The 24,428-nt window shown below is 73.0% G+C and carries 23 protein-coding genes; 18 read left to right on the forward strand and 5 right to left on the reverse strand.

Features of this window, described 5'->3' with window-relative positions; genetic code table 11:
- Positions 1–139: 139 nt before the first annotated feature.
- The 4 genes from CHF16_RS33745 to CHF16_RS33760 form a co-directional block, all read right to left on the reverse strand.
- Positions 140–1,795, reverse strand: coding sequence for an acetolactate synthase large subunit (locus CHF16_RS33745; RefSeq protein ID WP_089330235.1), 1,656 nt, complete (start codon positions 1,793–1,795; stop codon positions 140–142).
- A gap of 149 nt (positions 1,796–1,944) precedes the next feature.
- The gene (locus CHF16_RS33750) at positions 1,945–2,964 is read right to left on the reverse strand and encodes an LLM class F420-dependent oxidoreductase (protein WP_089330284.1); all 1,020 of its coding nucleotides are present in this window, start codon (positions 2,962–2,964) and stop codon (positions 1,945–1,947) included.
- A 166-nt stretch (positions 2,965–3,130) separates the two neighbouring features.
- On the reverse strand, positions 3,131–3,331 hold the full coding sequence (locus CHF16_RS33755) for a DUF397 domain-containing protein (protein WP_089330236.1): 201 nt from the start codon (positions 3,329–3,331) through the stop codon (positions 3,131–3,133).
- On the reverse strand, positions 3,328–4,173 hold the full coding sequence (locus CHF16_RS33760) for a helix-turn-helix domain-containing protein (RefSeq protein WP_089330237.1): 846 nt from the start codon (positions 4,171–4,173) through the stop codon (positions 3,328–3,330). Before CHF16_RS33760 ends, CHF16_RS33755 begins: the two co-directional genes overlap by 4 nt.
- 191 nt (positions 4,174–4,364) lie before the next feature.
- Here CHF16_RS33760 and CHF16_RS33765 point away from each other — a divergent pair, with 191 nt between their 5' ends.
- Positions 4,365–4,907 (forward strand): ATP-binding protein, encoded by a 543-nt coding sequence (locus CHF16_RS33765; protein WP_089330238.1) that lies wholly within the window; start codon positions 4,365–4,367, stop codon positions 4,905–4,907.
- Positions 4,908–4,977: 70 nt separating this feature from the next.
- Here CHF16_RS33765 and CHF16_RS33770 read toward each other — a convergent pair whose 3' ends face one another.
- Positions 4,978–5,574 carry a TetR/AcrR family transcriptional regulator gene (locus CHF16_RS33770; protein ID WP_143228220.1) on the reverse strand — a complete coding sequence of 199 codons (597 nt, stop codon included), beginning with the start codon at positions 5,572–5,574 and terminating at the stop codon, positions 4,978–4,980.
- A 60-nt stretch (positions 5,575–5,634) separates the two neighbouring features.
- Here CHF16_RS33770 and CHF16_RS33775 point away from each other — a divergent pair, with 60 nt between their 5' ends.
- From CHF16_RS33775 to CHF16_RS33855, 17 genes are all read left to right on the forward strand, one after another.
- On the forward strand, positions 5,635–6,270 hold the full coding sequence (locus CHF16_RS33775) for a GNAT family N-acetyltransferase (protein WP_089330240.1): 636 nt from the start codon (positions 5,635–5,637) through the stop codon (positions 6,268–6,270).
- The gene (locus CHF16_RS33780; RefSeq protein ID WP_089330241.1) at positions 6,267–6,773 is read left to right on the forward strand and encodes a hypothetical protein; all 507 of its coding nucleotides are present in this window, start codon (positions 6,267–6,269) and stop codon (positions 6,771–6,773) included. Before CHF16_RS33775 ends, CHF16_RS33780 begins: the two co-directional genes overlap by 4 nt.
- A gap of 119 nt (positions 6,774–6,892) precedes the next feature.
- Positions 6,893–8,203 (forward strand): precorrin-6y C5,15-methyltransferase (decarboxylating) subunit CbiE, encoded by a 1,311-nt coding sequence (gene cbiE, locus CHF16_RS33785; RefSeq protein ID WP_089330242.1) that lies wholly within the window; start codon positions 6,893–6,895, stop codon positions 8,201–8,203.
- A 53-nt stretch (positions 8,204–8,256) separates the two neighbouring features.
- Positions 8,257–8,853: a precorrin-8X methylmutase gene (locus CHF16_RS33790; protein WP_089330243.1), complete on the forward strand. Its 597-nt coding sequence runs from the start codon at positions 8,257–8,259 to the stop codon at positions 8,851–8,853.
- Positions 8,850–9,875 carry an Rv2231c family histidinol phosphate aminotransferase CobC gene (gene cobC / locus CHF16_RS33795; RefSeq protein WP_089330244.1) on the forward strand — a complete coding sequence of 342 codons (1,026 nt, stop codon included), beginning with the start codon at positions 8,850–8,852 and terminating at the stop codon, positions 9,873–9,875. Before CHF16_RS33790 ends, cobC begins: the two co-directional genes overlap by 4 nt.
- A gap of 80 nt (positions 9,876–9,955) precedes the next feature.
- Positions 9,956–11,065, forward strand: coding sequence for a nicotinate-nucleotide--dimethylbenzimidazole phosphoribosyltransferase (gene cobT, locus CHF16_RS33800; protein WP_089330245.1), 1,110 nt, complete (start codon positions 9,956–9,958; stop codon positions 11,063–11,065).
- Positions 11,066–11,242: 177 nt separating this feature from the next.
- Entirely contained in the window at positions 11,243–12,481 is a 1,239-nt protein-coding gene (cobA, locus tag CHF16_RS33805) for a uroporphyrinogen-III C-methyltransferase (protein ID WP_245869694.1), read from the forward strand.
- Positions 12,478–14,439: a dynamin family protein gene (locus CHF16_RS33810; RefSeq protein WP_245869695.1), complete on the forward strand. Its 1,962-nt coding sequence runs from the start codon at positions 12,478–12,480 to the stop codon at positions 14,437–14,439. Before cobA ends, CHF16_RS33810 begins: the two co-directional genes overlap by 4 nt.
- Positions 14,436–16,148 carry a GTPase family protein gene (locus CHF16_RS33815; protein WP_089330247.1) on the forward strand — a complete coding sequence of 571 codons (1,713 nt, stop codon included), beginning with the start codon at positions 14,436–14,438 and terminating at the stop codon, positions 16,146–16,148. Before CHF16_RS33810 ends, CHF16_RS33815 begins: the two co-directional genes overlap by 4 nt.
- An 84-nt stretch (positions 16,149–16,232) precedes the next feature.
- Positions 16,233–16,703, forward strand: a complete 471-nt coding sequence (locus CHF16_RS33820) for a single-stranded DNA-binding protein (RefSeq protein ID WP_089330248.1) — start codon at positions 16,233–16,235, stop codon at positions 16,701–16,703.
- A gap of 323 nt (positions 16,704–17,026) precedes the next feature.
- The gene (locus CHF16_RS33825; RefSeq protein WP_089330249.1) at positions 17,027–18,316 is read left to right on the forward strand and encodes a sensor domain-containing diguanylate cyclase; all 1,290 of its coding nucleotides are present in this window, start codon (positions 17,027–17,029) and stop codon (positions 18,314–18,316) included.
- A 110-nt stretch (positions 18,317–18,426) separates the two neighbouring features.
- Positions 18,427–20,091, forward strand: coding sequence for an energy-dependent translational throttle protein EttA (gene ettA, locus CHF16_RS33830; RefSeq protein WP_089330250.1), 1,665 nt, complete (start codon positions 18,427–18,429; stop codon positions 20,089–20,091).
- Positions 20,092–20,437: 346 nt separating this feature from the next.
- On the forward strand, positions 20,438–20,974 hold the full coding sequence (locus CHF16_RS33835; protein ID WP_179271830.1) for an RNA polymerase sigma factor: 537 nt from the start codon (positions 20,438–20,440) through the stop codon (positions 20,972–20,974).
- Positions 20,971–21,609 (forward strand): hypothetical protein, encoded by a 639-nt coding sequence (locus tag CHF16_RS33840; protein ID WP_089330252.1) that lies wholly within the window; start codon positions 20,971–20,973, stop codon positions 21,607–21,609. Before CHF16_RS33835 ends, CHF16_RS33840 begins: the two co-directional genes overlap by 4 nt.
- 96 nt (positions 21,610–21,705) lie before the next feature.
- Complete coding sequence (locus tag CHF16_RS33845; protein WP_089330253.1) at positions 21,706–22,137, forward strand: acyl-CoA thioesterase; 432 nt, start codon at positions 21,706–21,708, stop codon at positions 22,135–22,137.
- Entirely contained in the window at positions 22,134–22,727 is a 594-nt protein-coding gene (locus CHF16_RS33850; RefSeq protein ID WP_089330254.1) for a GNAT family N-acetyltransferase, read from the forward strand. Before CHF16_RS33845 ends, CHF16_RS33850 begins: the two co-directional genes overlap by 4 nt.
- Positions 22,728–22,898: 171 nt before the next feature.
- A complete protein-coding gene (locus CHF16_RS33855) occupies positions 22,899–24,341 on the forward strand; it encodes a S28 family serine protease (protein WP_089330255.1) in 1,443 nt (480 codons plus the stop codon).
- Positions 24,342–24,428 lie beyond the last annotated feature (87 nt).

The raw sequence follows: 24,428 nt of genomic DNA on the forward strand, positions 1-24,428 counted from the left end.
TCAAAACCCACACCACCTACGACCAGACCACCGCATGGTCACACCACCACCACGACCTCGCCGCTTGACATTCAACCTCCAGGGATGTCTGACGCGCTCGCATCAGGCGCGGGCAGGTTCAGAAGGGACGCGGGCAGGTTCAGAAGGGATCGGTGAGGTCTCCCAGCTTGTCGGTCAGCCGCAGGTTGTGGGAGTAGTCGACCGGGACGGTGACGACGGAGACGGTGTCCTCGGCCAGGGCCTTGCGGAGGGTGGGGAGCAGTTCGGCGGCCGACTCCACCCGGTGGCCGGTGGCGCCGAAGCTCTCCGCGTACTTCACGAAGTCGGGGTTGCCGAACGCGATGTGCGAGCTGGCGCCGAGTTCGAGGTCCATCTTCCAGCCGATCAGGCCGTAGGCGGAGTCGTCCCAGATGAGCACGGTGATCGGGATGTTCTCGCGGACGGCCGTCTCCAGCTCCTGGGAGTTCATCAGGAACGCGCCGTCGCCGGTCGCGGCGAGCACCCGCCGGTCGGGGCGGGCGAGCTTGGCGGCGATCGCGCCCGGCACCGCGAAGCCCATCGACGACAGGCCGTTGGAGACCAGCAGCGTGTTCGGCTCGTAGGTCGGGTACATGCGCGCCATCCACATCTTCACCGCCCCGGTGTCGGCGAGGACGATGTCCTCGCGGCCCATGGCGGCGCGGATGTCGGCGACGACGCGGCGCGGCGACAGCGGGTGGCCGTCCTCGGTGGCGCCCTCGGCGAGCTCCTCGCGCAGCATCTCGCGGATCCGCCGGCCGGTCGAGGGCAGGTCGAAGCGCCGGTGGACGGAGTCGGCGAGCGCGTGCAGCGACCGGGAGATGTCGCCCTGCACGCCGACCTCGACCGGGTAGTGGTCGTCGACCTCGGCGGGGAACTGGTGGATGTGGATGATCTTCTTGTCCGCGGCCGGGTTGACCTTGACCGGGTCGAACTCCTGGAGCTCGTAGCCGACCGCGATCAGGACGTCCGCCTCGTCGAAGCCGAAGTTGACGTAGTCGTGCCGCATGAAGCCGACGGCGCCGAGGGCGTTGCGGTGGTCGTCGGGGAAGATGCCCTTGCCGTTGAACGTCGTCGCGACCGGCAGGCCGAGGCGCTCGGAGAAGTAGACCAGGGCGCCGCTCGCCCCGGCGCGGGTGGCGCCGTGCCCGGCGAGGACGATCGGCCGCCGGGCGAGCGCGAGCACGTCGGCGGCGCGCGCGATCTGGGACGGCGACGGCTCCTGCGGCCGGACGGTGTTCACCGGCAGCGGCGCGAGGCCGGGGTCGACCTTCGCCGACTCGACGTCCTCGGGGATGGCGAGGTACACGGCGCCGGGCCGCTCGGTCTGCGCGGTCTTGAACGCCTTGCGCACCATCTCCGGCAGCGCTTGGGCGCGCGGCGCCAGCTCCGCCCACTTGGTGATCGGCCGGAACAGCGACACCAGGTCGATGATCTGGTGCGACTCCTTGTAGATGCGGTCCAGGCCGACCTGGGCGGAGATCGCGACGACCGGGGTGCTGTTGGTGGTGGCGTCGGCGACGCCGAGCTGAAGGTTGATCGCGCCGGGGCCGAGGGTCGCGGACGCCACCCCGGCGCGGCCCGTGAGGCGCCCGTAGATCTCCGCCATGAACGCCGCGCCCTGCTCGTGCCGGACGAGGATGTAGCGGATCGACGAGTCGTTCAGGGCGTTGACGAAGTGGATGTTCTCCTCGCCCGGGATGCCGAAGACGTACTCGACGCCCTCCGCCTCCAGGGTCCTGACGAGCAGCCTGGCGGCCGCCTCCTGCGTGGACATCGTGTGTCCCATCTCCAGTCCGCGAATGGTGTGCGTGTCTCTGGGTGCATCCGGTGCAGCACCCGGAGACATGCCTCCATTCCGCCCGGTGATGTGCAGTCGATCTCGTCAGATGCCGACGAACCCGGCAGCGGCGCCGGGATCCCCGGTCAGGAGTCGGCCATGTCCTTGATGGCGCGCAGGGTCGGCTCGTCCCGCACCCCGGCGATCAGCAGGGTGGTGACGGGGCTGTCGCGCCAGAGCTGGAGCCGCTCCTTGATGCGGCCGAGCGGGCCGAGCAGCGAGATGGCGTCGGCCAGCTCGGCCGGCACCGCCTTGATCGCCTCGTCGCGGCGGCCGGCCAGGAACAGCTCCTGGACGCGCTCGGCCTGCTCCGCGTAGCCGAGCCGGCCGATCAGGTCGAGGTGGAAGTTGCGCTCCTTGGCGCCCATCCCGCCGATGTAGAAGGCGAGCGGGACCTTGGCGAACTCCAGCGCGGCGGCGACGTCGTCGGTGACGATCGTGGTGACGGTCGCGGCGATCTCGAACCCGTCCGGCCGGTCCGCCAGCGAGGCGCCGAAGAGGGCGTCGATCTGCCGCGGGTCGACGAACAGCGGCAGCCAGCCCTGCGCGACCTCGGCGGACAGCGCGACGTTCTTCGGGCCCTCCGCGCCCAGGTAGACGGGGATCTCCGGGCGGACGGGATGCACGATCGACTTCAGCGGCTTGCCGAGCCCGGCGCCGCCCGGGTACGGCAGCGGGTAGTGCGGGCCCTCGCTGGTCACCGGGCTTTCGCGGCGCCACACCTGGCGGACGATGTCGAGGTACTCGCGGGTGCGGGCGAGCGGCTTGGGGAACGGCTGCCCGTACCAGCCCTCCACGACCTGCGGGCCGGACGCGCCGAGGCCGAGGATCACCCGCCCGCCGGACAGCGCGTCCAGCGTGAGCGCGTGCATCGCGGTGGCCGCCGGGGTGCGCGCCGACATCTGCACGACGGCGGTGCCGAGCTTGATCCGGGAGGTGCGGGCGGCGTACCAGGCCAGCGGGGTGAACGCGTCCGAGCCGTACGCCTCGGCGGTGAACACCGAGTCGTAGCCGCAGCGCTCGGCGGCCAGCACCGTCTCGGTCTGGTCGTCGGGGTCCCTCTGCCAGTAGCCGACGTTGATGCCGAGCTTGAGTTCCGCGGTCACGTTCACCCTCCGGTTGTCGACGCACCGCGATACTAGAACACGTTCTAGTTTCGGGGAAGGGGCCGTTCCGCGGGCGCGGGCCTTGGACGCCGGCCCTGAGCACGGGCCGTGGACACGGGCGGGGGCCGCGGCGAGCGCGTCGCCCGCCGCGGCCCCCGGCCGCTCGCTAGCTCTCCTTGATCGCGTCCAGCAGGCCCCGCCAGGCGGACGGCGTCAGCACCAGGGCCGGTCCGGCGGGGTCCTTGGAGTCGCGCACCGCACGCAGGTCGCGGGCCAGTGGCGCCACCTCGACGCACTGGTCGCCGCTCCCGCTGCGGGACGACTTGCGCCAGACGGCGCCGGTGAGTTCGCGCTGCAGGTTGGTCACGTGCTGCTCCTTGCTGCCTCGACGATGAGGTGCGCGGATTCCTCGGGGGACAGGGCTTCCGCTTCGATCCGATCGAAGCGGTACCTATGCTTCGCTATTTCCTCGGCACTCTCAAGGTAAACGTCGCCCATAGTGCCCTCGACGTAGGCGATATCGGGGTCTGCGGGGTCAGGAAACGACAATATGGTGAAACGTCCGTCGAGGCCCGCATGCTCCTGCGCTGTATATGGAAGAACCTGAATCGTCACGGTTGGGTGGGTTTGCATGACGGCGGCGAGCGCCTCCAGCTGGGCCCGCATCACCTTCGTGCCGCCGATCGGGCGGTGCAGCACCGACTCGTCGAAGATGACCTGCAGGCGAGGCGCCTCCGCGCGGTCCAGCAGTGCCTGGCGGATCTTGCGGGCCGCGATGCGGCGCTCGATGTCCTCCTGGGCGGGCAGCAGCCGGCCCGCCGTGATCACGGCGCGGGAGTACGGCTCGGTCTGCAGCAGCCCGTGCACGAGCTGCGGGTCCCAGGTGCGGATGTGGGAGGCCTCGTCCTCCAGCGCGACGTAGCTGCCGGCGAAGACGTCCTGGTAGGCGGTCCACCAGCCGCGCTGGCCCGCCTGCCGGGCGAGGGTGATGAGCGCGTCGCGGTCCGGGCTCGGGACCCCGTAGAGGTCGAGGATGTCGGCGATGTCGCCGGGCTTCGGGCGGGTCTGGCTCGTCTCGAGCCGGGAGACGGTGGCGCGCGACCAGTCGAGCCGGTCCGCCACCTCCTGCAGGGTGAGGCCCTGCTCCTCGCGCAGCTTACGGAGCTCCCGCGCGAGGCGGCGGCCACGGACGGTGGGGCGGTAGGTCATGGGAGTGGAGTCTTGCGACTCTCGCCGCCCGTCACAATGCGATTGGGAAACCCCGCGCTGCGTGCCGGGCAATTCCGGGAAGGCGCTTGCGATCGTGAGATTCTCACGAGAGTCTTGAATCCGTGACCGCCCGAAGACCCACAGTGACGGCGGCGGTCACGTGCCCGGGCACGTTGACCACGGGAGGACCCGTGAAGAGCACGCCGGCCGAGCCTACGGCGGACGCCACGAACGACCCCTTCATCCTCACCGGGGCGGAGGGCCTGCTGCCCGCCGCGCGCGACGGCGACGACGCGACCGGCGACGGCATGCCCGGCTGGGTCTGGGCCCTGCCGGGCGGCCCCGGCTGCGCCGGGCACGCCCGCCGCGTCCTGCGCGACGCCCTCGGTTCGCTCGGCGTGCCGCCGGACCCCGCCGCCGACGCGCTGCTCATGGCCAGCGAGCTGGCGACCAACGCCTACCAGCATGCGGGCGGGCACGGCCCCCACGAACTGTGGCTGTACCGGGGCGGCGGCCGGGCGCGGGAGATCCGCTGCGCGGTCTTCGACGCGTTCGCCGACGCCGCGCTGCCCGGCTACTCGTGGACGTCCGGCGACTGCGGCCGCGGGCTCAGCATCGTCCGGGACCTGTCCGGCGGGCTCTGGGGGCTGCGGCGCACCTTCTCCCGGCTGGGGCCGCCCGTGCGCGGCAAGGCCGTCTGGTTCGCCGTCCCGGGCGCCGCGTTCTCGTCCTGACGGCCGGGCCCCTGGCGGGCGGCCGGGCCTCCCGCGGGCGGCGGTCCCGCCGCGGTCGGTCCCGCCGGGGTCAGTCCTTCTCCAGGGCGGGGCCGATGTCGCTGACCATCGTCATCAGCGACCGGGAGAGCAGCGTGTGCACCTGCTCGCGGTCGAGCGTCTTCTCCTGCAGCCACTGCCGCGTCGCCGCGTCCACCAGCCCGGAGTAGACGCGCAGGACGGCCCGCAGCGTCTCCGTCGGCTCCGGCACCCGCAGGACGGCGAGCATGTGCTCGACCGCCTGGTCCTTGAACCGGTTGACGATCCGCAGGAGCTCGGGGTCCTGGCCGAAGCCCTCGGCGTCCAGCGCCGCGAACCAGGTCGTCGCGTTCTGCTCGGCGGTGTCCAGGAACAGGTTCACCAGCAGCTCGACGGACTCGGGCAGCGTCAGCCGGTCGTCCGGCGGCGGGGCCTGCATCGCGGCGGACGCCGTCAGGCCCTGGACGACCTTCAGGAACAGCTCGCGCTTCGTCCCGAAGTAGTAGTGGATCAGGCCGCGCTGCACGCCGGTCTCCCGGGCGATCGCGGCCGTGGACACCTCCGCGTACGGAAGCTCGGTGAACATCCGCCGAGCGACGGCCAGGATCTGGGCACGCCGTTCGTCCGGGGACAGGCGCTGGTAGCTCACCGTCGCAGCCTATTCTGTGCGGGCGGCCCGCGCCGTGCGGGCGGGGTGAGGGGAGCGTGCGTGAACGGCTTCGAGGGGGACGTGCGCCTGACCGGTGAGCGGCTCGTCCTCCGCCCGTTCGGCCTGGAGGACGCCGCGACGCTGATCGAGGTGATCCGCGCCGGGGAGGACTTCCTGCCGCCCAACTTCCCGACCGTCCTGGAGGCCGAGCCCCTCGCCTGGTTCCTCCGGACGGGCGTCCACAACATTCAGAACCTGGGTCTCGGCATCCATCTCGCGGTGACAGAGCGGTGCACCGGCGACCTTGTCGGCACGATCGGGCTGTTCAAGGTGGACTGGGCCCAGCTGACGTGCGAGGTCGGGTACGGGATGCGGCCGGGCGCGCGCGGGCGCGGCCACGCGACCGAGGCGCTCGGCCTGATCACCGAGTGGGCGCTGCGCGACCGCGGGCTGTTCCGCGTGGAGCTGCGGGCGATGGTCACCAACCACGCCTCGATCCGGGTCGCGGAGAAGGGCGGCTACGTGCGCGAGGGCATCGCGCGCGGCGCCGAGCGCGACGCGGACGGCGTCAACCGGGACATGATCGTGTTCAGCCGGATCGCGACCGATCCGCCGCCGCGCGGCGCGCCGCCGTCGCGTCCGGGCGGCGCCTCCGCGAGGCTCGGCGCCGACGACGAGGAGGGACGGCAGCAGTGACCGCGACGGAACGGACGCTCGTGATGTACGGGGAGGGCGCGCGCGAGGCGGCCCATCGGATGCTTCCGAAGCTGCCGGAGGAGCGCTTCGTCCCGGCCGGCGCGGGCGCGGCCGGGGTCCGCGACGCGGTCGCGACGGCGGTCGAGGAGGGGGTCGCGCAGGTCGTGCTGGTCGCTGGCCTGGGCGAGCAGATCGCCGTGCTGGGCGGCATGGCGGGCCTGCTGGAGTCGGTCACGCTCGACATGGACTGCGGGGTCGCTCTGGCCGGGGAGGTCTCCCGGGCGGCGAGTCCGCGCGACGTGTACGCGCTGTGGGAGGCGGCGGGCAAGCTCGGGCCCTGCGGGCGGGAGCTGTGCCGCCGGACGGCCGGTGAGCTGGAGCGCGTCGCCGCCGAGGCGGCCGGGGCGCCGGACGCGCAGGACGCGCCGGTCGCGGCGCAGGTCGTCCTGGTGGACGCGGCGGGGGAGCGCATGGTCGGCGTGTACGGGCGGATGGCCCGGTGACCGTCCGCCCGCCGGGGGAGCGGCTCCGCTTCGGGAGCCGCCGCTGGGTCGGCGATCGGCTCGGTCTTCGAGTGGGTCGGTAGGCGAGTGGTTCGGTAGGCGATTGGCAGGGCAGGGCGATGCTTACGGTCGTCGGCCGCGATGGTTCGCCGCTTTCCGGCGCGGCCGTGGCGGCTTTGGAGAGTGCCGCGCTGGTGGTGGGTGAAGCTCGCCTGCTCGACGGTCTGCCATTGCCGCCGGGCGCGCGCACGGTGGCCGCCGACGACGTGGCCGGGGCCTTGCGGGAGCTCCTGGAGGAGGCCGACGCCGCCGACCAGGACGTCGTGCTGGTCGTGGACGGGGATCCGGGGTACTTCGGCATTGTCCGCGAACTCCTCGAACAGGGGTACGCGCCTGAGGCCATCCCCGCGACGCCGCTGGTGGCGCGGGCTTTCGCTCAGGCGGGGCTGCCGTGGGAGGACGCCGTCGTGGTCTCCGCCAGGGACGGGCACCTCAGGCAGGCGGTGAACGCGTGCCGCGCCCACCCGAAGGTGGCCGTGCTGACCGGGCCCGGTGCGGGGCCTGCGGAACTGGCGCGCGCGCTCTTCCCGGTGACGCCTCGTTCGTTCGTAGTCTGCGAGGACCTGGGCGGGCCCGGGGAGCGGGTCGTGTACGTCCGTCCGGCGGAGGCCACCACTCGTCCCTGGAACAGCCCTGACGTGGTGCTCGTCCTGGACAACCGGCATGCCCTGGGGGAGACGACCTGGATCACCGGACCTCCGCGCACCCCCGCCGGGTGGGCGCTGCCCGCTGACGCCTTCGGTGGTGGGGTTGGTGAAGGGGCCGGTGATAAGGCCGGCCTGAGCCCGGAGGTACGGGCGTTCGTCCTGGCGAAGCTCGGTCCTGGCATCGGCGACATGGTGTGGGACGTGGAGTCGGGAGACGGCTCGGTGGGCATCGAGTGCGCGCGCTTCGGCGCCGCCGTGGTCGCGCTTGACCGCGACTACGCGGCGAGCGACCGCGTCCGGCGGAACGTGCGCCTGCACGGGGTCAAGGTGGCGATGGCGTCCGGGGACGTCCGGTCCGCCGCCGGCCACCTGCCCCGGCCCGACGCCGTGTTCCTCGGGCCGGGCGTGCTCTCCGGGCAGGCCGTGGCGGAGGCCGTCCGGGTGTGCGCCGAGCTCAGGCCGTCCCGCCTCGTCGCCGTTCCCGCGCTCGGCGACGTTCAGGTCATACTGGACACCCTGGGCGAGCACGGCTTCACCTCCGGCGCCGTCCAGCTCCAGGCGGCCCGGCTGACCCCACCCGAGCGGCCGGGAGAACCGGTGGCCGTCGTCTGGGGGGAGCGGGACGCCCCGGCCCCGGCGCGGCGGGCGCCCCGGACGGACCGTCCCATCGAGACGATCCCCGCTCCGCCCGACGAGCCGGACATACCGCCCGGCGTGCCGTGACACCCTGGTAGCCCCGTCCGGAAGCAGGCATCCGGAGCACTGGAGGAGCGCAGTTGACCGTCCGTCAGCCCCACCCGATCGAGGTCCGGTCGTACGAGATCCTGCGGTCCCGGGTCGACCTGTCCCCGATGCCGCCGCTGTGGCGCGCCGTCGCCGAGCGGGTGATCCACGCCACCGCCGACCTGGAGTACGCGGTGGACCTGCTGACCAGCGAGGAGCACCTCGCCCGCGGGTGGGCGGCGCTGCGCGGCGGGGCGCCGATCGTCACCGACGAGGGCATGGTGGCCGCCGGGATCACCGCGCGCGAGACGGTCTGCCACGCCGCCGACCAGGCCGCCCTCCGGATGGCCCGCGCCGCCGGCATCCCGCGCTCGGCCGCGGCCGTCCGGCTGTCCTACTCCGAGGTCGGCCCGGGCGCGGTCTGGGTGGTCGGCTCCGCCCCCGAGGCGATCTTCGAGATCATCGCCCGGCGGGTCGATCCGGCGCTGGTCATCGGCATGCCGGTCGGGTTCGTCGGCGCCTGCGAGGCCAAGGAGGCGCTGCGCGCCAGCGGGCTGCCGCAGCTCAGCAACGTCTCGGAGAAGGGCGGCTCCGCGGTCGCGGCGGCCGCCGTCAACGCCCTGCTCTACCACGAGGCGGCGCGCGCATGAGCGCCGCGTACGAGGTCGATCTGCGCCACCACGGCGACGCGGAGATCGGCGGCGGGCTCGCCGACTTCGCCGTCAACGTCCGCACGGGCATGCCCCCCGAATGGCTGGCCGAGCGCATCCGCGCGTCCGTCGCGGACCTCGCCGCCTACCCCGACCCGCGCCCGGCCCGCCGGGCCGTCGCGCGGCGGCACGGCAGGTCCGTCGAGGAGGTGCTGCTCACCGCCGGTGCCGCGGAGGCGTTCGTGCTGCTCGCGCGGGTCCTCGCGCCCCGCCGGGCGGTGGTGGTGCACCCGCAGTTCACCGAGCCCGAGGCCGCGCTGCGGGCCGCCGGGCACGAGGTGGAGCGGGTCATCCTCAGCAAGGACTTCGTCCTCGACCCCGGGCTCGTCCCCGAGGACGCCGACCTCGTGGTGGTCGGCAACCCCACCAACCCCACGTCGGTCCTGCACCCGGCGGACGCCGTCGCCGCGCTCGCCAGGCCCGGCCGGACGGTCGTCGTCGACGAGGCGTTCATGGACGTCGTCCCGGGCGAACCCGAGTCCCTCGCAAGCCGGCTCCCCACCGGGGTCGTGGTCATCCGGTCCCTGACCAAGACGTGGGGGCTCGCCGGGCTCCGCGCGGGCTACGTCCTGGCCGACCCCCACCTGGTGGGACGGCTCGCAGAAGCGCAGCCGCTCTGGGCCGTGTCCACCCCCGCACTCGTCGCCGTCGAAGCCTGCTCGTCGCCGGAGGCCGTCGCCGAGGCCGAGGCATGGGCCGTCCAGCTCGGTGCGGAACGCGACAGGCTGGCCGCTGAGCTGACCGGACGCGGCCTGTACGTCGTCCCCGAAGCGCGCGCGTCGTTCCTGTGCCTGTGCGTGCCGGACGCCCTCGGCATCAGAGCGCTCCTCAGGCAGCGCGGCTACGCGGTGAGGCGCGGTGACACCTTCCCTGGGCTCGGCTCCGACTGGCTGCGCATCGCCGTCCGCGACCGTCCGGCCAACGACCGGCTGCTCGGCGTGCTCGGCGAGCTCGGCATATGACCGCCGGACACCGCCAAGAGCACGGAGAGCACAGAGAGCACAGAGAGCACGGAAAGCACGAAGAACGCAGAGAGGACGCCGTGGATCTGATCGACGAGACCGTCGCCGCCATCGCCCCGCTGGACGAGGCGGCCATCCGGGACGCCCGCGACCACCAGGCGCGGCTGACCAAGCCGCCCGGGTCGCTCGGCGTCCTGGAGGAGGTGTCGGTCAGGCTCGCCGGGCTGGCGGGGCGGTGCCCGCCGCCGCTGCCCGAGCCCGCCGCCGTCGCGGTGTTCGCCGCCGACCACGGCGTCCACGCGCAGGGCGTCACCCCGTGGCCGCAGGAGGTCACCGCGCAGATGGTGGCCAACTTCCTGGCCGGCGGCGCCGTCGTCAACGCGTTCGCCGCCCAGGTCGGCGCCGGCGTCAGCGTGGTCGACGTGGGCGTCGCCGCCGAGCTGGACGCCGCCCCCGGCCTGCTCCGCCGCAAGATCGCCCCCGGCACCGCCGACATGACGGCCGGGCCCGCGATGACCCCCGAGCAGACCCGCCGCGCCGTCGAGACCGGCATCACCGTGGCCCGCGAGCTGGCCGCCGGGGGCGCGAGGTGCCTGATCACCGGGGACATGGGGATCGCCAACACCACCGCGTCCGCCGCGCTGATCGCCGCGTTCACCGGCCTCCCGCCGGAGGACGTCACCGGCCGCGGCACCGGCATCGACGACGCCACCCACGCGCGCAAGGTCGCGGTCGTCCGCGCCGCCCTCGACCGCCACGGCCTCGCGCCCGGCCACGGCACGGCGCCGCTGGACGTCCTCGCGGCCGTCGGCGGGCTGGAGCACGCCGCGCTCGCCGGATTCGTCCTCGGCGCGGCCGCGCTGCGCGTCCCGGTCGTCCTGGACGGGGTGATCGCGGGCGCCGCCGCGCTGGCCGCCGCCGCGCTGTGCCCGGACGCCCTCGGCGGGTGCGTCGCCGGGCACCGCTCGGCCGAGCCCGGCCACGCCGCCGCCGTCGCCGCCCTCGGCCTGCGGCCGCTGGTCGACCTGGAGCTGAGGCTCGGCGAGGGAACCGGCGCCCTGCTGGCGTTGCCGCTGGTCCAGGGCGCGGTGCGGGTCCTGCACGAGGTCGCCACGTTCGACTCGGCGGGCGTCAGCGAGAAGCCCGGCGCGGCCGGGGACGGCGCCCCCGGCGGGCCCGCCCCGGCGTGATCAACGGTTGAGTCACGCTCGGCTATCGACTGGGCGGAGCCCCTCTGCATGGACTCCATATCCCGAGTACCTTTGTTCCACAAAGAAACTTGCCGGTCACCGTCGTCCGCAAGCGTCCCGTACGTCGAACGAACCGCACGTCAGCCGACCACCGAACCCGACCGAGAGAACCATCCCGTGCCCCCGTACCTGCTAGGCCTGCGACTCGGCGGGCGACGCGTCCTCGTCGTCGGCGGGGGCCGGGTCGCCCAGCGCCGCGTGCCCGCGCTGCTGGACGCGGGCGCCGAGGTCGTCCTCGTGTCGCCGCACGTCACCGCCACCCTCGAAGGGCTCGCCGAACGCGGCCGGATCACCTGGCACCGGCGGCCCTACAAGCGCGGCGACTGCGCGGGCGCCTGGCTGGTGCAGGCCGTCACCGACGACGCGGCGGTCAACGGGGACGTGGTCGCCGAGGCCGAGGCCAAGCGGATCTGGGCGGTCCGGGCCGACGACGCCGAGTCGTCCCCCGCCTGGACGCCCGCCAGCGGCCACGCGGGCGACGCGACCGTGGGCGTGCTGCTCGGCGGCGACCCCCGGCGCGCGGCGGGCATCCGCGACGCCGTGGTGGAGGGGCTCCGCGACGGCGCCCTGGAGTCCCGGCGGTCCCGCCGCAAGCCCGCCGGCGTCGCGCTCGTCGGCGGCGGGCCCGGCGACCCCGGCCTGATCACCGTGCGCGGCCGGCAGCTGCTCGCGATGGCCGACGTCGTCGTCACCGACCGGCTCGCCCCGGGCGGCCTGCTCGACGAGCTGGCCGCCGACGTCGAGGTGATCGACGCCGCGAAGATCCCCTACGGCCGGACCGTCACCCAGGACCGCATCAACGAGTACCTGGTCGAGCACGCCAGAGCGGGGCGCTTCGTCGTCCGGCTCAAGGGCGGCGACCCGTTCGTGTTCGGCCGCGGCGGCGAGGAGGCCCTGTACTGCGCCCGGCACGGCGTGCCCGTCACGGTCGTCCCGGGCATCACCAGCGCGGTCGCCGTGCCGTCCGCCGCGGGCATCCCGGTCACCCACCGGGGCGTCTCGCAGGAGTTCCACGTCGTCTCCGCCCACGTCCCCCCGGACCACCCCGACTCCACCGTCGACTGGGCCGGGCTGGGGCGCGCGCAGGGCACGATCGTCCTGCTCATGGCGGTGGAGCGGATGGCGCTCATCGCATCCGCCCTCATGCGCTATGGTCGATCGTCCGACACGCCGGTGGCCGTGGTACAGGACGGCACGCTCCCCGGCCAGCGGACGCTGACGGCGACGCTGGGCACGGTGGCCGACGAGATGGCCGCCGCCGAGGTCAGGCCCCCGGCGATCGCGGTGGTCGGCGACGTGGTCACCGTGGCACGAGAGATCGACATGATTCGAGCGGACATGGGACGGGATCCGTGACACCCCCCGCAGAGCGAAGCGCGGTCCACGACGAGAAGGCCGCCGGCCGGGGACGCGGAATCGAGGACTCCGCGCCCGACGGCGCCGTGCCCGAGAAGGACGCCGTGCCCGACGAGAACGCCCCCGAGACCCCCGCCTCCGAGACCCCCGCAGCCGAGCCCGCCGCAGCCGAAGCCGCCGAGCCCGCCGCCGAGCCGGAGCGGGCGGCCCCGCCCGCCCGGCCGAGGGGCGCCGGCCGCCGCCGCGCCGCCCGCACCGGCGGCGGGACGGTCCGGCAGGGCGAGCTGATCCGCGCCCTGACCGCGCTCCGCGACCAGCTCGGCGCGTTCGACCTGCTGCTGGACGTCCCCGGCGTCGAGGAGGCCCGCGAGGCCCGCGACGAGCTGCGCGGCCAGCTGGAGGACTACGTCCTCCCGCGCATCCAGGCCGCCGGCGCGCCGATGCTCGTGGTCCTCGGCGGATCGACGGGCGCCGGCAAGTCCACCCTGGTCAACACGCTCGTCGGTGCCCGCGTGAGCGCCACCGGCGTGCTCCGCCCGACCACCAGCAGCCCCATCCTCGTCTGCCACCCCGACCACACCGAGTGGTTCATGGAGGGGCCGATGCTGCCCGGCATGGGACGCGTCCGCGGCCCCGCGCCCGACGCCATCGCCGGCGACCAGCTCGTCGTCATCGGCAGCGACGTCCTGCCGCCCGGCCTCGCCCTCCTCGACAGCCCCGACTTCGACTCCGTCTTCGAGGACCACTACGAGTTCGCCACCAAGCTGATGGCCGCCGCCGACCTGTGGCTGTGCGTCACCACCGCCGCCCGGTACGCCGACGCCCAGGTGTGGCAGATGCTCCAGCGCGCCAAGGAGAACGGCGCGACCATCGGCGTCGTCCTGTCCCGGGTCCCCGACGGCGCCGGCGCCGAGGTCGTCGAGCACTTCGGCGAGATGCTGGACGAGCACGAGGTCGGCGACGCGCAGCGCTTCACCATCCCCGAGACCCGCGTCGAGAACAGCCGGCTCCCCGAGGAGACCGTCGAGGACATCCGCGCCTGGCTGACCGGCGTCGCCGAGGACGCCGAGGACCGCGAGATCGTCATCAGCGACACCCTCGCCGCCGTCCTGGACAGCCTCCGCACCCGCGTCCCCGAGGTCGCCCGGCAGGTCGAGGCGCAGGTCGAGCAGCGCGCCGAGCTGGCCCGCGAGGTCGAGGCCGGCTACGGCACCGCCCTCGCCGAGCTGGACGAGGCCACCCGCAACGGCTCCCTGCTGCGCGGTGAGGTCCTCGCCCGCTGGCAGGACTTCGCCGGCACCGGCGACCTGCTGAAGGCCCTGCACGTCCAGCGGTCCCGGCGCGGCCGGGGCGCGGGCCGCCGGGCGGGGCGGCGCAGCCCGGCCCGGGTCCGCGCGCTCAAGGCCGCGCTGCGCGGCGGGCTCGAATCGCTGATCATGGCGTCCGCCGAGCACGGCGCGGAGCAGGTCCTCGCCCGCTGGCGCGACCACCCCGCGGGACGGCAGGTCCTCGCCGGGACCGACGCCGACCTCGCGCACGTCTCCCCGGAGCTGTCGCGGCGCGTCACCCGGGCCGTCAGCTCCTGGCAGGACCATGTCCAGGAGCTGATCCGCACCGAGGGCGTCACCAAGCGCTCGGTCGCCAAGCTGGTCTCGTTCGACACCGAGGCCGTCTCGCTCGTCCTGATGATCGGCCTGCTCGGCTACGGCACGTCCGACGTCGCCGTCGAGGGCGGCAACAGCGCCGTCCCGCAGCGGCTGCTGAAGGCGCTGTTCGGCGCCGAGTCGCTGCGCGGCATGGGCGCCAAGGCCCGCGCCGACCTGCGCAGCCGCATCGGGATGCTGTTCGACGAGGAGGCCATCAGGTTCGGGCAGGTGCTCGACTCCGCGGGCATCCCCGACGAGACCGTCCCCGTCCAGCTGTACCAGGCCACCTACAACCTCGAGGTTGCCCGATGACCACCTCGGCCATCCCCGCGAACTCGCCGGCCGGCACCGGCGGGATCCCGCTCGCCGGCGCGACCGGGCCGGCCCCCGACGCCCCCGCCCCCGCCGGGCCGCCCGCGCTGGTGGACCGGCTCAACGCCCTCGACCGGCTCGTCGAGGCCGGGTACGGGCGGCTCGAGCAGCCCGTCCTGGACGACGCGGGCGCGCTGCTCGACCGGGCCGGGCAGCGGCTGCGGCTGTCCGGCGACCACACCGTCGTCACCCTCGCCGGCGGCACCGGCAGCGGCAAGTCGTCCCTGTTCAACGCGATCTGCGGGCTCGAGCTGTCGCCCACCGGCATGCGCCGCCCGATGACGTCCAAGGCCCACTCCTGCGTCTGGGGGCTGGACGGCGCCGGGCCGCTGCTCGACTGGCTCGACGTCGACAAGCGGCACCGCTACGCCCGCGCCAGCGCCCTCGACCTGGAGCGCGCCGACGCCGGGCTGCAGGGCCTCGTGCTGATCGACCTGCCCGACCACGACTCCATCCAGGCCGTCCACCGCGCCGAGGTCGACCGGTTCGTCACCATCGCCGACCTGCTGGTCTGGGTCGTCGACCCGCAGAAGTACGCCGACGCCGCCCTGCACCGCAACTACATCGTCCCGTTCGCCCGGCACACCGGCGTCACCCTGATCGTGCTCAACCAGGTCGACCGGCTCGCCCCGCACGAGATCGACGACTGCGTCGCCGACCTGCGCCGCCTGCTGGAGGCCGAGGGCCTCGCCGACCCGCGCATCGTGACCACGTCGGCGGTCGCGCCCGACGGCGTGCACGGGTTCCGGGACGTCCTGATCGACACCGTCGCCGCCCGCCGCGCCCGCACCGAACGGCTGTCCGCCGACGTCGACCGGGTCGCCGAGCGGTTCACCGCCTACCGCTTCGACGCCGAGCCGCCGACCACCGTCGACGAGGGCCGCCGCAACGAGCTGATCCAGGCCTTCACCGACGCCGCCGGCGCGCCCGCCGTCGCCGAGGCCATGGAGAGCGCTTACGAGCTGCGCGCCGCCGACTTCGTCGGCTGGCCCGTCAGCGCCATGATCGCCCGGCTGCGGTCCGACCCGCTGCGCCGGATGCGGCTCACCGAGCTGCGCGAGGAGCTCCGCAACGCCTTCACCGGCCCGGTCGGCGCCCAGCAGGGCGACGTCGATAACGCGCTGCAGGGCGTCACCGAGGGCATCACCCCCCAGCTCCCCACCCACTGGGGGCGCTCCGTCCGGGCCGCGGCCCGCGCCCGCGCCACCGAGATCCCCGAGGCGCTCGGCGAGTCGCTGAAGGCGGCCCTGCCCACCTTCAACACGGTGCCGCGCTGGTGGTGGCTGGTGAAGACCTGGCAGTACTTCCTGATCCTGGTCGCCGTCCTCAGCGTCGTCTGGATCGGCTTCCTCGTCGCCTACGGCCTGCTCGGCGCGGGCGGGGACGACCCGTCCGGCCTGATCGGCCAGGCGGGCCTGATCCCCTACGTGGCCGTCCTGGTCGTGTGCACGCTCGGCATGGGCTGGCTCACGGCGTCCGCCTGCCGCAACCTGGTCGCGCTGTCGTCCGCCAAACACGGCGAGAAGATGGAGCACCACATGCGCCAGGGCATCGAGGCCGTCGCGTTCGAGAAGGTCATCGAGCCCATCGAGGACGACCTGGAGGTCTACGCCCGCTTCCGCAAGGACGTGGACGTCGCGCTCGGCTGAGTTATCCACAATTCCGGGACGCCCCGCCCGGCCCGGGGCCCGCGCGGCACCGTTGACTCGTCACCGAGAACAACGGAGGTCGCAGTGAACGAGGCTCACGTCACCATCACCGGCTGGGTCGCCGCCGAACCGCACTACGCCGTCACCGCGAACGGCACCCCGTACCTCTCCCTGCGCGTCGGCTGCACGCCCCGCCGCTTCGATCGCCAGACCAACCAGTGGCAGGACGACGACTCCCTGTTCGTCACCGTCAACTGCTGGCGCGGCCTCGCGGAGAACGTCAACGCGTCCGAACTGCGGCGCGGCACGCCCGTCCTGCTCACCGGCCGGCTGCGCATCCGCCAGTACGAACGCGATGACCAGTGGCGCTTCTCCGCCGAGGTGGAGGCCCTCACCCTGGGCCCCGACCTGAACCGCGGCACCGTGGACTTCCGCCCCGCCCAGCGCAGCGGCCCCCTGACCGACGAGGACCGCCGGCTCGCCCGCGAGACCGCCGACCAGTGGGCCCTGACGGCCCCCACCGGGGAAGAGGAAGAGGAGACCGAAGCCGCCTGACGCCACCCGGCGGGTGGCCGCGGGGGGCCGGCCGGTCCAGTCGGCTGGGCCGGGCGGAGAGGGGCAGGGGGCGTGGCCCGGCGCGGTTCGCCGGTCTTCGCCCCCGAGCCGTCGGGGTCCCGCGGCCTGGTCAGATCCAGGAAATGCCGCGCATGACGATTTCCCCCTCAGGATGAGCCGGGCCCCGCGCGATTCCGCGGGCCCTGATGCGGGTGCCTGGAACGGTCACCCGCATGTGCCTTCCCGAACGTACCTGTTTCACGCCCGTTCCGCACACGTTGCAACTATCGTGTTACACAACGTGATGCGCGTAAGGGGGAAGGATGACGGCAGTGCAGTCGTCCGCCGAGGACCATGGTGGGGAGCTGGCCGGCAAGCCCGGGCGCCGGGTACGACCGGGGCGTCCGTCCCTGCTGGTGGTCTATGTGCCGGTGGTCGTCGCCGTCCACCTCGGGCTCGTCGTCGCCGGGCTGGCGGAGACCCCGTACCGGAGCGGCGAGCTGGTGACGTTCGCGGCCCTGCTGGCGTGCGGGGCCATGTGCATCGAGGCGACCCGGCGGCTCGGCATGCCCGCCGGCGTCGCCCGCGACCTGCTGTCGGCCTGGTGGCTGCCGGTGGCGCTGCTGCTGCCGCCGGTGTACGCGCTGCTGCTCCCCGTTCCGCTGCAGGCCCTGCTGCAGTTCCGGGTGCGCCGCACGCTGGTCTACCGGCGGGCGATCGTCGCCGGTGCGCTCGGCATCGCCGGGGCGTGCGCGTCCCAGGTGTTCCACCTGGTGGTGCCCGCGCCGCTGGAGGGCGTCCCGCAGTGGGTCGTCGATCCGTACCCGGGCATCCCGGCCGCCGTCGGCTGCGCGGCGCTGTTCACCGTGGTCAACACGGCGATCGTCGCGGTCGCGGCGCACGCGGCGAACCCCGAGAGCCGCTGGCGGGACGTCCTGTGGAACCGCGAGAGCCTGCTGCTGGACGTGGTCGAGCTCTGCGTGGGCGTCATCGTGGCGATCACCAGCGCGCTGTCGCTGGGCCTGCTCCTGCTGGCGCTGCCGCCGGTGATGCTGCTGCAGCGCAGCCTGATGCACCAGCAGCTCCAGGCCGCCGCGCGCACGGACGCGAAGACGGGCCTGCTGAACGCGTCCGCCTGGCAGCGGGAGGCCGACACCGAGCTGTCCCGGGCGCAGCGCACCCATGACGCCGTCGCCCTGCTCCTGATCGACATCGACCACTTCAAACGGGTCAACGACACCCACGGCCATCTGATCGGCGACCAGGTGCTGGTGGGGGTGGCCAGCACCCTCTGCCACCAGCTGCGCGACTACGACGTGGTGGGGCGGTTCGGCGGCGAGGAGTTCGTGGTGCTGCTGCCGGGCGCCGACACCGTCGAGGCGTGCCGGGTCGCCGAGCGGCTCCGCGGCCGGGTCCGCAGGCTCGCGGTACCGGCCGAGGAGGGAACCGTCACGGTCACGGTCTCCGTGGGCGTCGCCCTCTTCCGCACCCACGGCCAGGACCTGCTGGAGCTGCTCGCCGCCGCCGACCTGGCCCTGTACCGGGCCAAGTCGTCCGGCCGCGACCGCGTCTGCCTCCCCGCGCTGGACGGCCCCAAGGCCGCGGGCGGCTGAGGCCGCTCACCGCGCGGGCGCCCAGGGATCGGGGTGCGCGGGTGCGCTCGGCGGGCGGGCGGGCGCCAAGGGGCGACGAAGCGGTCCCAGGACCCTCTAGGCTTGACGATATGGCCGAGTACATCTACACGATGCAGCGTGTGCGCAAGGCACATGGCGACAAGGTCGTCCTCGACGACGTCACCCTGCATTTCCTCCCGGGCGCGAAGATCGGCGTCCTCGGGCCGAACGGCACCGGTAAGTCGACGCTGCTGCGGATGATGGCCGGTCTGGAACAGCCCTCGAACGGCGACGCGCGCCTGATGCCGGGCTACACGGTCGGCATGCTCCAGCAGGAGCCGCCGCTGAACGAGGAGAAGGACGTCCTCGGGAACGTGCAGGAGGGCGTCGCCGAGACCAAGGCGATGGTCGACCGGTTCAACGAGATCGCCGAGAAGATGGCGACGGACTACTCCGACGAGCTGATGGAGGAGATGGGCAAGCTCCAGGAGCAGCTCGACCACCGCAACGCGTGGGACCTCGACAGCCAGCTCGAGCAGGCGATGGACGCGCTGCGCTGCCCGCCCGGCGACGCCGACGTCACGAAGCTGTCGGGTGGTGAGCGCCGGCGCGTCGCGCTGTGCAAGCTCCTGCTCGAAGCCCCCGACCTGCTGCTGCTGGACGAGCCCACCAACCACCTGGACGCCGAGAGCGTGCAGTGGCTGGAGCAGTTCCTCGCCAAGTACGAGGGCACCGTCCTGGCCGTCACGCACGACCGGTACTTCCTCGACAACGTCGCCACCTGGATCCTCGAGCTCGACCGGGGCCGCTGCTACCCCTACGAGGGCAACTACTCCACGTACCTGGAGAAGAAGGCCGACCGGCTGAAGGTCGAGGGCAACAAGGACGCCAAGCGCAAGAAGCGCCTCCAGGACGAGCTGGAGTGGGTCCGCTCCAACCCGAAGGCGCGGCAGACCAAGAGCAAGGCCCGCCTGGAGCGCTACGAGGAGATGGCGGCGGAGGCCGCCAAGACCCGCAAGCTGGACTTCGAGGAGATCCAGATCCCGCCGGGCCCGCGCCTCGGCAACACGGTCATCGTCGCCGACAAGCTCACCAAGGGCTTCGGTGACCGGCTGCTGATGGACGACCTGTCGTTCAACCTGCCGCCGAACGGCATCGTCGGCGTCATCGGCCCGAACGGCGTCGGCAAGACCACGCTCTTCCGCATGATCGTCGGTGAGGAGCAGCCGGACGGCGGGACGCTGCGGCTCGGCGAGACCGTCAAGGTGTCCTACGTCGACCAGGGCCGCGGCGGCATCGACCCCAAGAAGACGGTGTGGGAGGTCGTCTCGGACGGTCTCGACCACATCAACGTCGGCCAGGTCGAGATGCCGTCCCGCGCCTACGTCGCGGCGTTCGGGTTCAAGGGCCCCGACCAGCAGAAGCCGGCGGGCGTCCTGTCCGGCGGCGAGCGCAACCGCCTCAACCTGGCGCTGACCCTGAAGATGGGCGGCAACGTCCTCCTGCTGGACGAGCCGACCAACGACCTGGACACCGAGACCCTGTCCAGCCTGGAGAACGCGCTCCTGGAGTTCCCCGGCTGCGCCGTGATCACCTCGCACGACCGGTGGTTCCTGGACCGCATCGCCACCCACATCCTCGCGTGGGAAGAGGGCTCGAACTGGTTCTGGTTCGAGGGCAACTTCGCCGACTACGAGAAGAACAAGATCGAGCGCCTGGGCGCGGACGCCGCCCGCCCGCACCGGGTGACGCACCGCAAGCTCACCCGCGACTGACCGCGCGCACCGCTTCGTCCGGCGGCCCCGTGAAGCACGTCTTCACGGGGCCGTTCCCATGGGTGCCCTTCCGCGTGCGGCCGGCCGGTCGTGATCGCGGAGGCGTTTCCCGGCGCCGAGAAGAACTCGAATTTGATTCGTGGCAGTGTTGGGTGAATGTCTGATTCGGCGGCGGCGCGCCATTCTTATTGATCTTTCTCGGTGGTGTCACCGCAGGTGGAGCCCATGATGTAGTGACCTGGCGGTCATTAGTGTTTTCGATCACCGGTCGCGTGATCTCGGCGGGCGATGTTGGGGATTGTGAGCCCTGGTGGCCCTTTTATGCGTAAGACTGGGGTGAAAGCAGTTGCCGTGTGCCGCAGAGGAGTTTCGTGGACGGGTCGACGATGACGGGGCGGGCGGCGCGGTGAACGCGGAGCGGGAGTCGCTGACGTCGTTCCCCGCGTTCCACCGGCACTGGACGCCGCTGCTCACCGGCTACCTGCGGGCGCAGACGGCCGACGGGCGCTGGGTCGAGGACGTCGCGCGGGAGAGCATGCTCGCCGCGCGCTGCGCGTGGGGCGAGCTGGTCACCTGCGAGAAGCCGGGCGTGTGGCTGTTCCGCATCGCGACGACCCTGCTGCGCCGCTGGCAGGCGAAGGCGCGCGAGCAGTGCACCTCGCTGGACGAGATGGCCGCCGCCGGGCCGGACGGCCTGCTCGCGGCGGTGCGGACCCTGCCGCGCCGGCAGCGGGAGGCGGTCGCGCTGCGCTGCCTGCTGGGGTTCCCGATGCCGGACGTCGCGGAGATCCTGGACGAGAGCGAGGCCGCCGCCGCGGTGCACGTGGAGCGGGCGCGGGGGCGGCTGGCGGAGCTGGTGCGGCCGGCGGGGGTCGACGCGTGACCCTGGACGGTGCGCTCGCCGCCGCGGCGTCCGCGATCGCGGGCATGCCGGAGGCCGAGTTCGCCGTCGGCCTCGCCGAGGTGGAGGAGGAGTACCGGCGGCGCGACGACATCGCGCGGGCGCGGCACGCGGCGTTCGTGGAGTCGCTGCGGCTCGACCGGGCCGCGTACGAGCTCGGCTGCCGCCACGAGGCGGACGGCGACCTCGCGGAGGCCGCCCGCTGGTTCCGGGTCGCGGCCGGCGGCGACCACGCCGACGCCGCGCTGCGCCTCGGCCGGACGCTCGACCGGCTCGCCGGGGCCTGCGGCCGCGCGGAGCTGCACCTGGTGACCGAGGCGGCGCGGGCGTACGCGGAGGCGTACGCCGCGGGCTATCCCGAGGCCGCCGACCGGATCGACGAGATGCTGGCCGGGTTCGCGGGCCGCCGGGAGCCGCCGCCCGAACCCCCGGGGCGCTGTACCCATGTCCGGGCGCTGGCGTCGGCGAACGCGGTGCTCAGCGACGAGCGGATCCGGGAGCTGAGCCGCCACGCGGCCCGGTGCATCCCCTGCCTGGCCGATTTCGTCGCGCTGCTGAAGAACGCCTCGGCCGCGCTCCCGACCGGCGCGGTGACCGATCCCTTCGCGCGGGATTGATTCTCCGCGCGCATCGACCCCTGCCTCGCCAGGGACCGGACCCGCTCCGGGTAACATCGGGCCGACCCCCGATTCCCCGATTCCCCAGGCGAGGACATGCAGCGGACGCCTCCGGCCGAGTACCGGCACGTCTACGAGTTCAACATCCGGTTCGGCGACATCGACTCGCAGGGCCACGTGAACAACGTCAAGTTCCTCGGCTACCTGGAGGACGCCCGGCTGGAGATGTTCCACGGCGACCCGGTGCGCAAGGGCGAGGAGCCCGTCCGCGGCATGGTGATCTCGCGGCACGAGATCGACTACCGGCTGCCGCTGCTGCCGACCGTCTACCCGATCCGGGTGGAGACGTGGGTGACCGAGGCCCGCGCGGCCTCGTTCAAGCTGGCCTACGAGGTGCGCGACGACGAGAACGTGTACGCGGAGGCGACCTCGACGCTCGTCGCGTTCGACGTGGAGGCGAACCGGCTGCGGCGCTTCACGCCACAGGAGCGCGAGTTCATCGGACGTTACGTGGCGCCGGACGCATGACCGCGCTGGCCGGGCCGCCGCCCGCGATCGACCGGAGCCAGCCGGGTGTGCGGCTGCGCGTCGTCCAGATGGCGGACGCCGAGCCGCTCGCCGCGCTGTACCGGGAGAACCGCGAGTACCTGCGCCCATGGGAGCCGGAACGGGACGACGCGTACTTCACGGCCGACGGCCAGCGCGACAACCTGCACGACCTCATCGAGGCGTACGCGGTGGGGGAGATGTGGCCGGGCCTCATCCTGGTCGACGGTGAGATCGCCGGACGGATCACGCTCAACAACGTCCTGCGCGGCCCTCTCCAGAGTTGCTTCGTCGGCTACTGGGTGGCGCGCGCGCACGCCGGCCACGGTGTGGCCACAGAGGCGCTCGGGCAGGCCCTGGACGTGGCGTTCGGCGCGCTGCGCCTGCATCGCGTCGAAGCCTTCACGAGGGTCGACAACCACGCGTCCCAGCGCGTCCTGCGCAATAACGGCTTCACGCCCGTCGGGACGTCCCGCCGCCACATCCACCTGGACGGGCGCTGGCACGACGAGCACCTCTTCGAACGGCTGGCCCCGTGGGACGACGGAGTGTCCCTGACCCCGCCCGTGTGACCTCCTGAGCACCCCTTCGCGTGCCCGCGTGCGTGGGGTTCTGTACGCGCGTGCCCGGTGACAACCGGGCCGTCACGGATAGGTAACAAGCGCCACAGCAATCCGTTTCAGGGTCTCTTCTCCCTCTAGTGTCGCGACGCGAATGTGGAGAACCCACCTGAAAGGGGCACAATGCGGCGCGTCTCACGAGGAGCGACGGCACTGCTGCTCGCCGCCGGAATGACCGGGGCGGGCGCCACGGCGGCGCATGCGGCGATCACCACGCAGGCCGGTGCGGTGCGGGCGGGTACCGGGCAGGTGGCCCAGACCGGCGACATTCTGGACCAGCTTCAGGCCATTCAGGGAATGTCCGTCACGGAGAAGGACTCCACGATTCCCGGGGTCCGCTGGTTCTGGCTCGAGTACCGGCAGCCCGTCGACCACCGCAACCCCCGGGGGCAGTGGTTCGAGCAGCGCATCATGCTGCAGCACAAGTCGGCCGACAAGCCCATGGTGCTCTACACCAGCGGCTACGACACCCCCGAGGTGATGTTCACGGCCGAGCCGACGGCCCTGGTGGACGGCAACCAGATCTCGGTCGAGTACCGCTACTTCACCCCGTCCCGCCCCGAACCGACCGACTGGACCAAGGACACCATCTGGCAGGCCGCCACCGACGAGCACCGGCTCATCGGCGCCCTCAAGACCATCTACAAGGGCAAGTGGATCTCGACCGGCGCCAGCAAGGGCGGCATGACGGCCGTCTACCACAAGCGCTTCTACCCCGGTGACGTCGACGGCAGCGTCGTGTACGTCGCGCCCAACGACGTGAACAACAACGACGACCGCGCCTACGACGCGTTCTTCAAGACCGTCGGGGACGACCCCCAGTGCCGCGCCCACGTCAAGGCGCTCGCGCGCGAGTTCCTCAAGCGCCGCCCCGCCATGCTCCAGCGCTTCAAGGCCGCCGCCGACGAGCAGGGCCTGACCTTCACCATCCTGCGCACGATGGACCGCGCCTTCGAGAACTCCGTGATGGACTTCGAGTGGGCGTTCTGGCAGTACAGCCTGCAGTCGGACTGCCCGTCGCTGCCCGCGGCGGACGCCTCCGACGACGAGATCTACCAGATCCTCGACACGGTCTCCGGGCTGTCGTTCTACAGCGACCAGGGGCTCTCGCCGTACATCCCGTACTACTACCAGGCGGGAACCCAGCTCGGCTGGCCGTCGCCCAAGTTCAAGCACCTGCGGCCGCTGCTGCGCTACGAGGAGAGCTACCAGCCCCGCACCTACGTGCCGCGCGACATCCCGATGCGGTTCGACCGGGGCCGCGCCATGCGCGACATCGACCGCTGGGTGCGGCAGAACGCGAACCACATGCTGTTCCTGTACGGCTCCAACGACCCGTGGGGCGCGGAGCCGTTCACCCTGGGACGGGGCAGCCGCGACTCCGCCGTCTACGTCGCGCCCGGCATGAACCACAGCGCCCGCCTCATCGCCAAGCTGCCCGCCGAGCAGCAGGCCGCGGCGGTCGGGGACGTCAAGCGCTGGGCCGGCGTCGAGTCGCAGGCGCGGACCCTGCAGGGGGTGCCGCCCGCCGACGACCCGCTGCAGATCCAGCGCCCGCCGATGTAGCAGGCCGCCTCCGCAGGTGAAGGCCCGCGGTGTGCCGGTCCGTGCTCCGATCCCTGGTACGGCCCGGCACACCGCGTTCTCACGTCG

The sequence above is a fragment of the Actinomadura meyerae genome, assembly GCF_900188445.1.
GTDB lineage: Bacteria > Actinomycetota > Actinomycetes > Streptosporangiales > Streptosporangiaceae > Spirillospora > Spirillospora meyerae.

Bases quoted from the DNA above. Each gene is read 5' to 3' on its own strand.
- CHF16_RS33745 (WP_089330235.1), bottom strand. From the start codon at position 1,795: ATGTCCACGCAGGAGGCGGCCGCCAGGCTGCTCGTCAGGACCCTGGAG.
- CHF16_RS33760 (WP_089330237.1), bottom strand. From the start codon at position 4,173: ATGACCTACCGCCCCACCGTCCGTGGCCGCCGCCTCGCGCGGGAGCTC.
- cbiE (WP_089330242.1), top strand. From the start codon at position 6,893: ATGCTTACGGTCGTCGGCCGCGATGGTTCGCCGCTTTCCGGCGCGGCC.
- cobC (WP_089330244.1), top strand. From the start codon at position 8,850: ATGAGCGCCGCGTACGAGGTCGATCTGCGCCACCACGGCGACGCGGAG.
- CHF16_RS33815 (WP_089330247.1), top strand. From the start codon at position 14,436: ATGACCACCTCGGCCATCCCCGCGAACTCGCCGGCCGGCACCGGCGGG.
- CHF16_RS33825 (WP_089330249.1), top strand. From the start codon at position 17,027: ATGACGGCAGTGCAGTCGTCCGCCGAGGACCATGGTGGGGAGCTGGCC.
- ettA (WP_089330250.1), top strand. From the start codon at position 18,427: ATGGCCGAGTACATCTACACGATGCAGCGTGTGCGCAAGGCACATGGC.
- CHF16_RS33845 (WP_089330253.1), top strand. From the start codon at position 21,706: ATGCAGCGGACGCCTCCGGCCGAGTACCGGCACGTCTACGAGTTCAAC.
- CHF16_RS33850 (WP_089330254.1), top strand. From the start codon at position 22,134: ATGACCGCGCTGGCCGGGCCGCCGCCCGCGATCGACCGGAGCCAGCCG.
- CHF16_RS33855 (WP_089330255.1), top strand. From the start codon at position 22,899: ATGCGGCGCGTCTCACGAGGAGCGACGGCACTGCTGCTCGCCGCCGGA.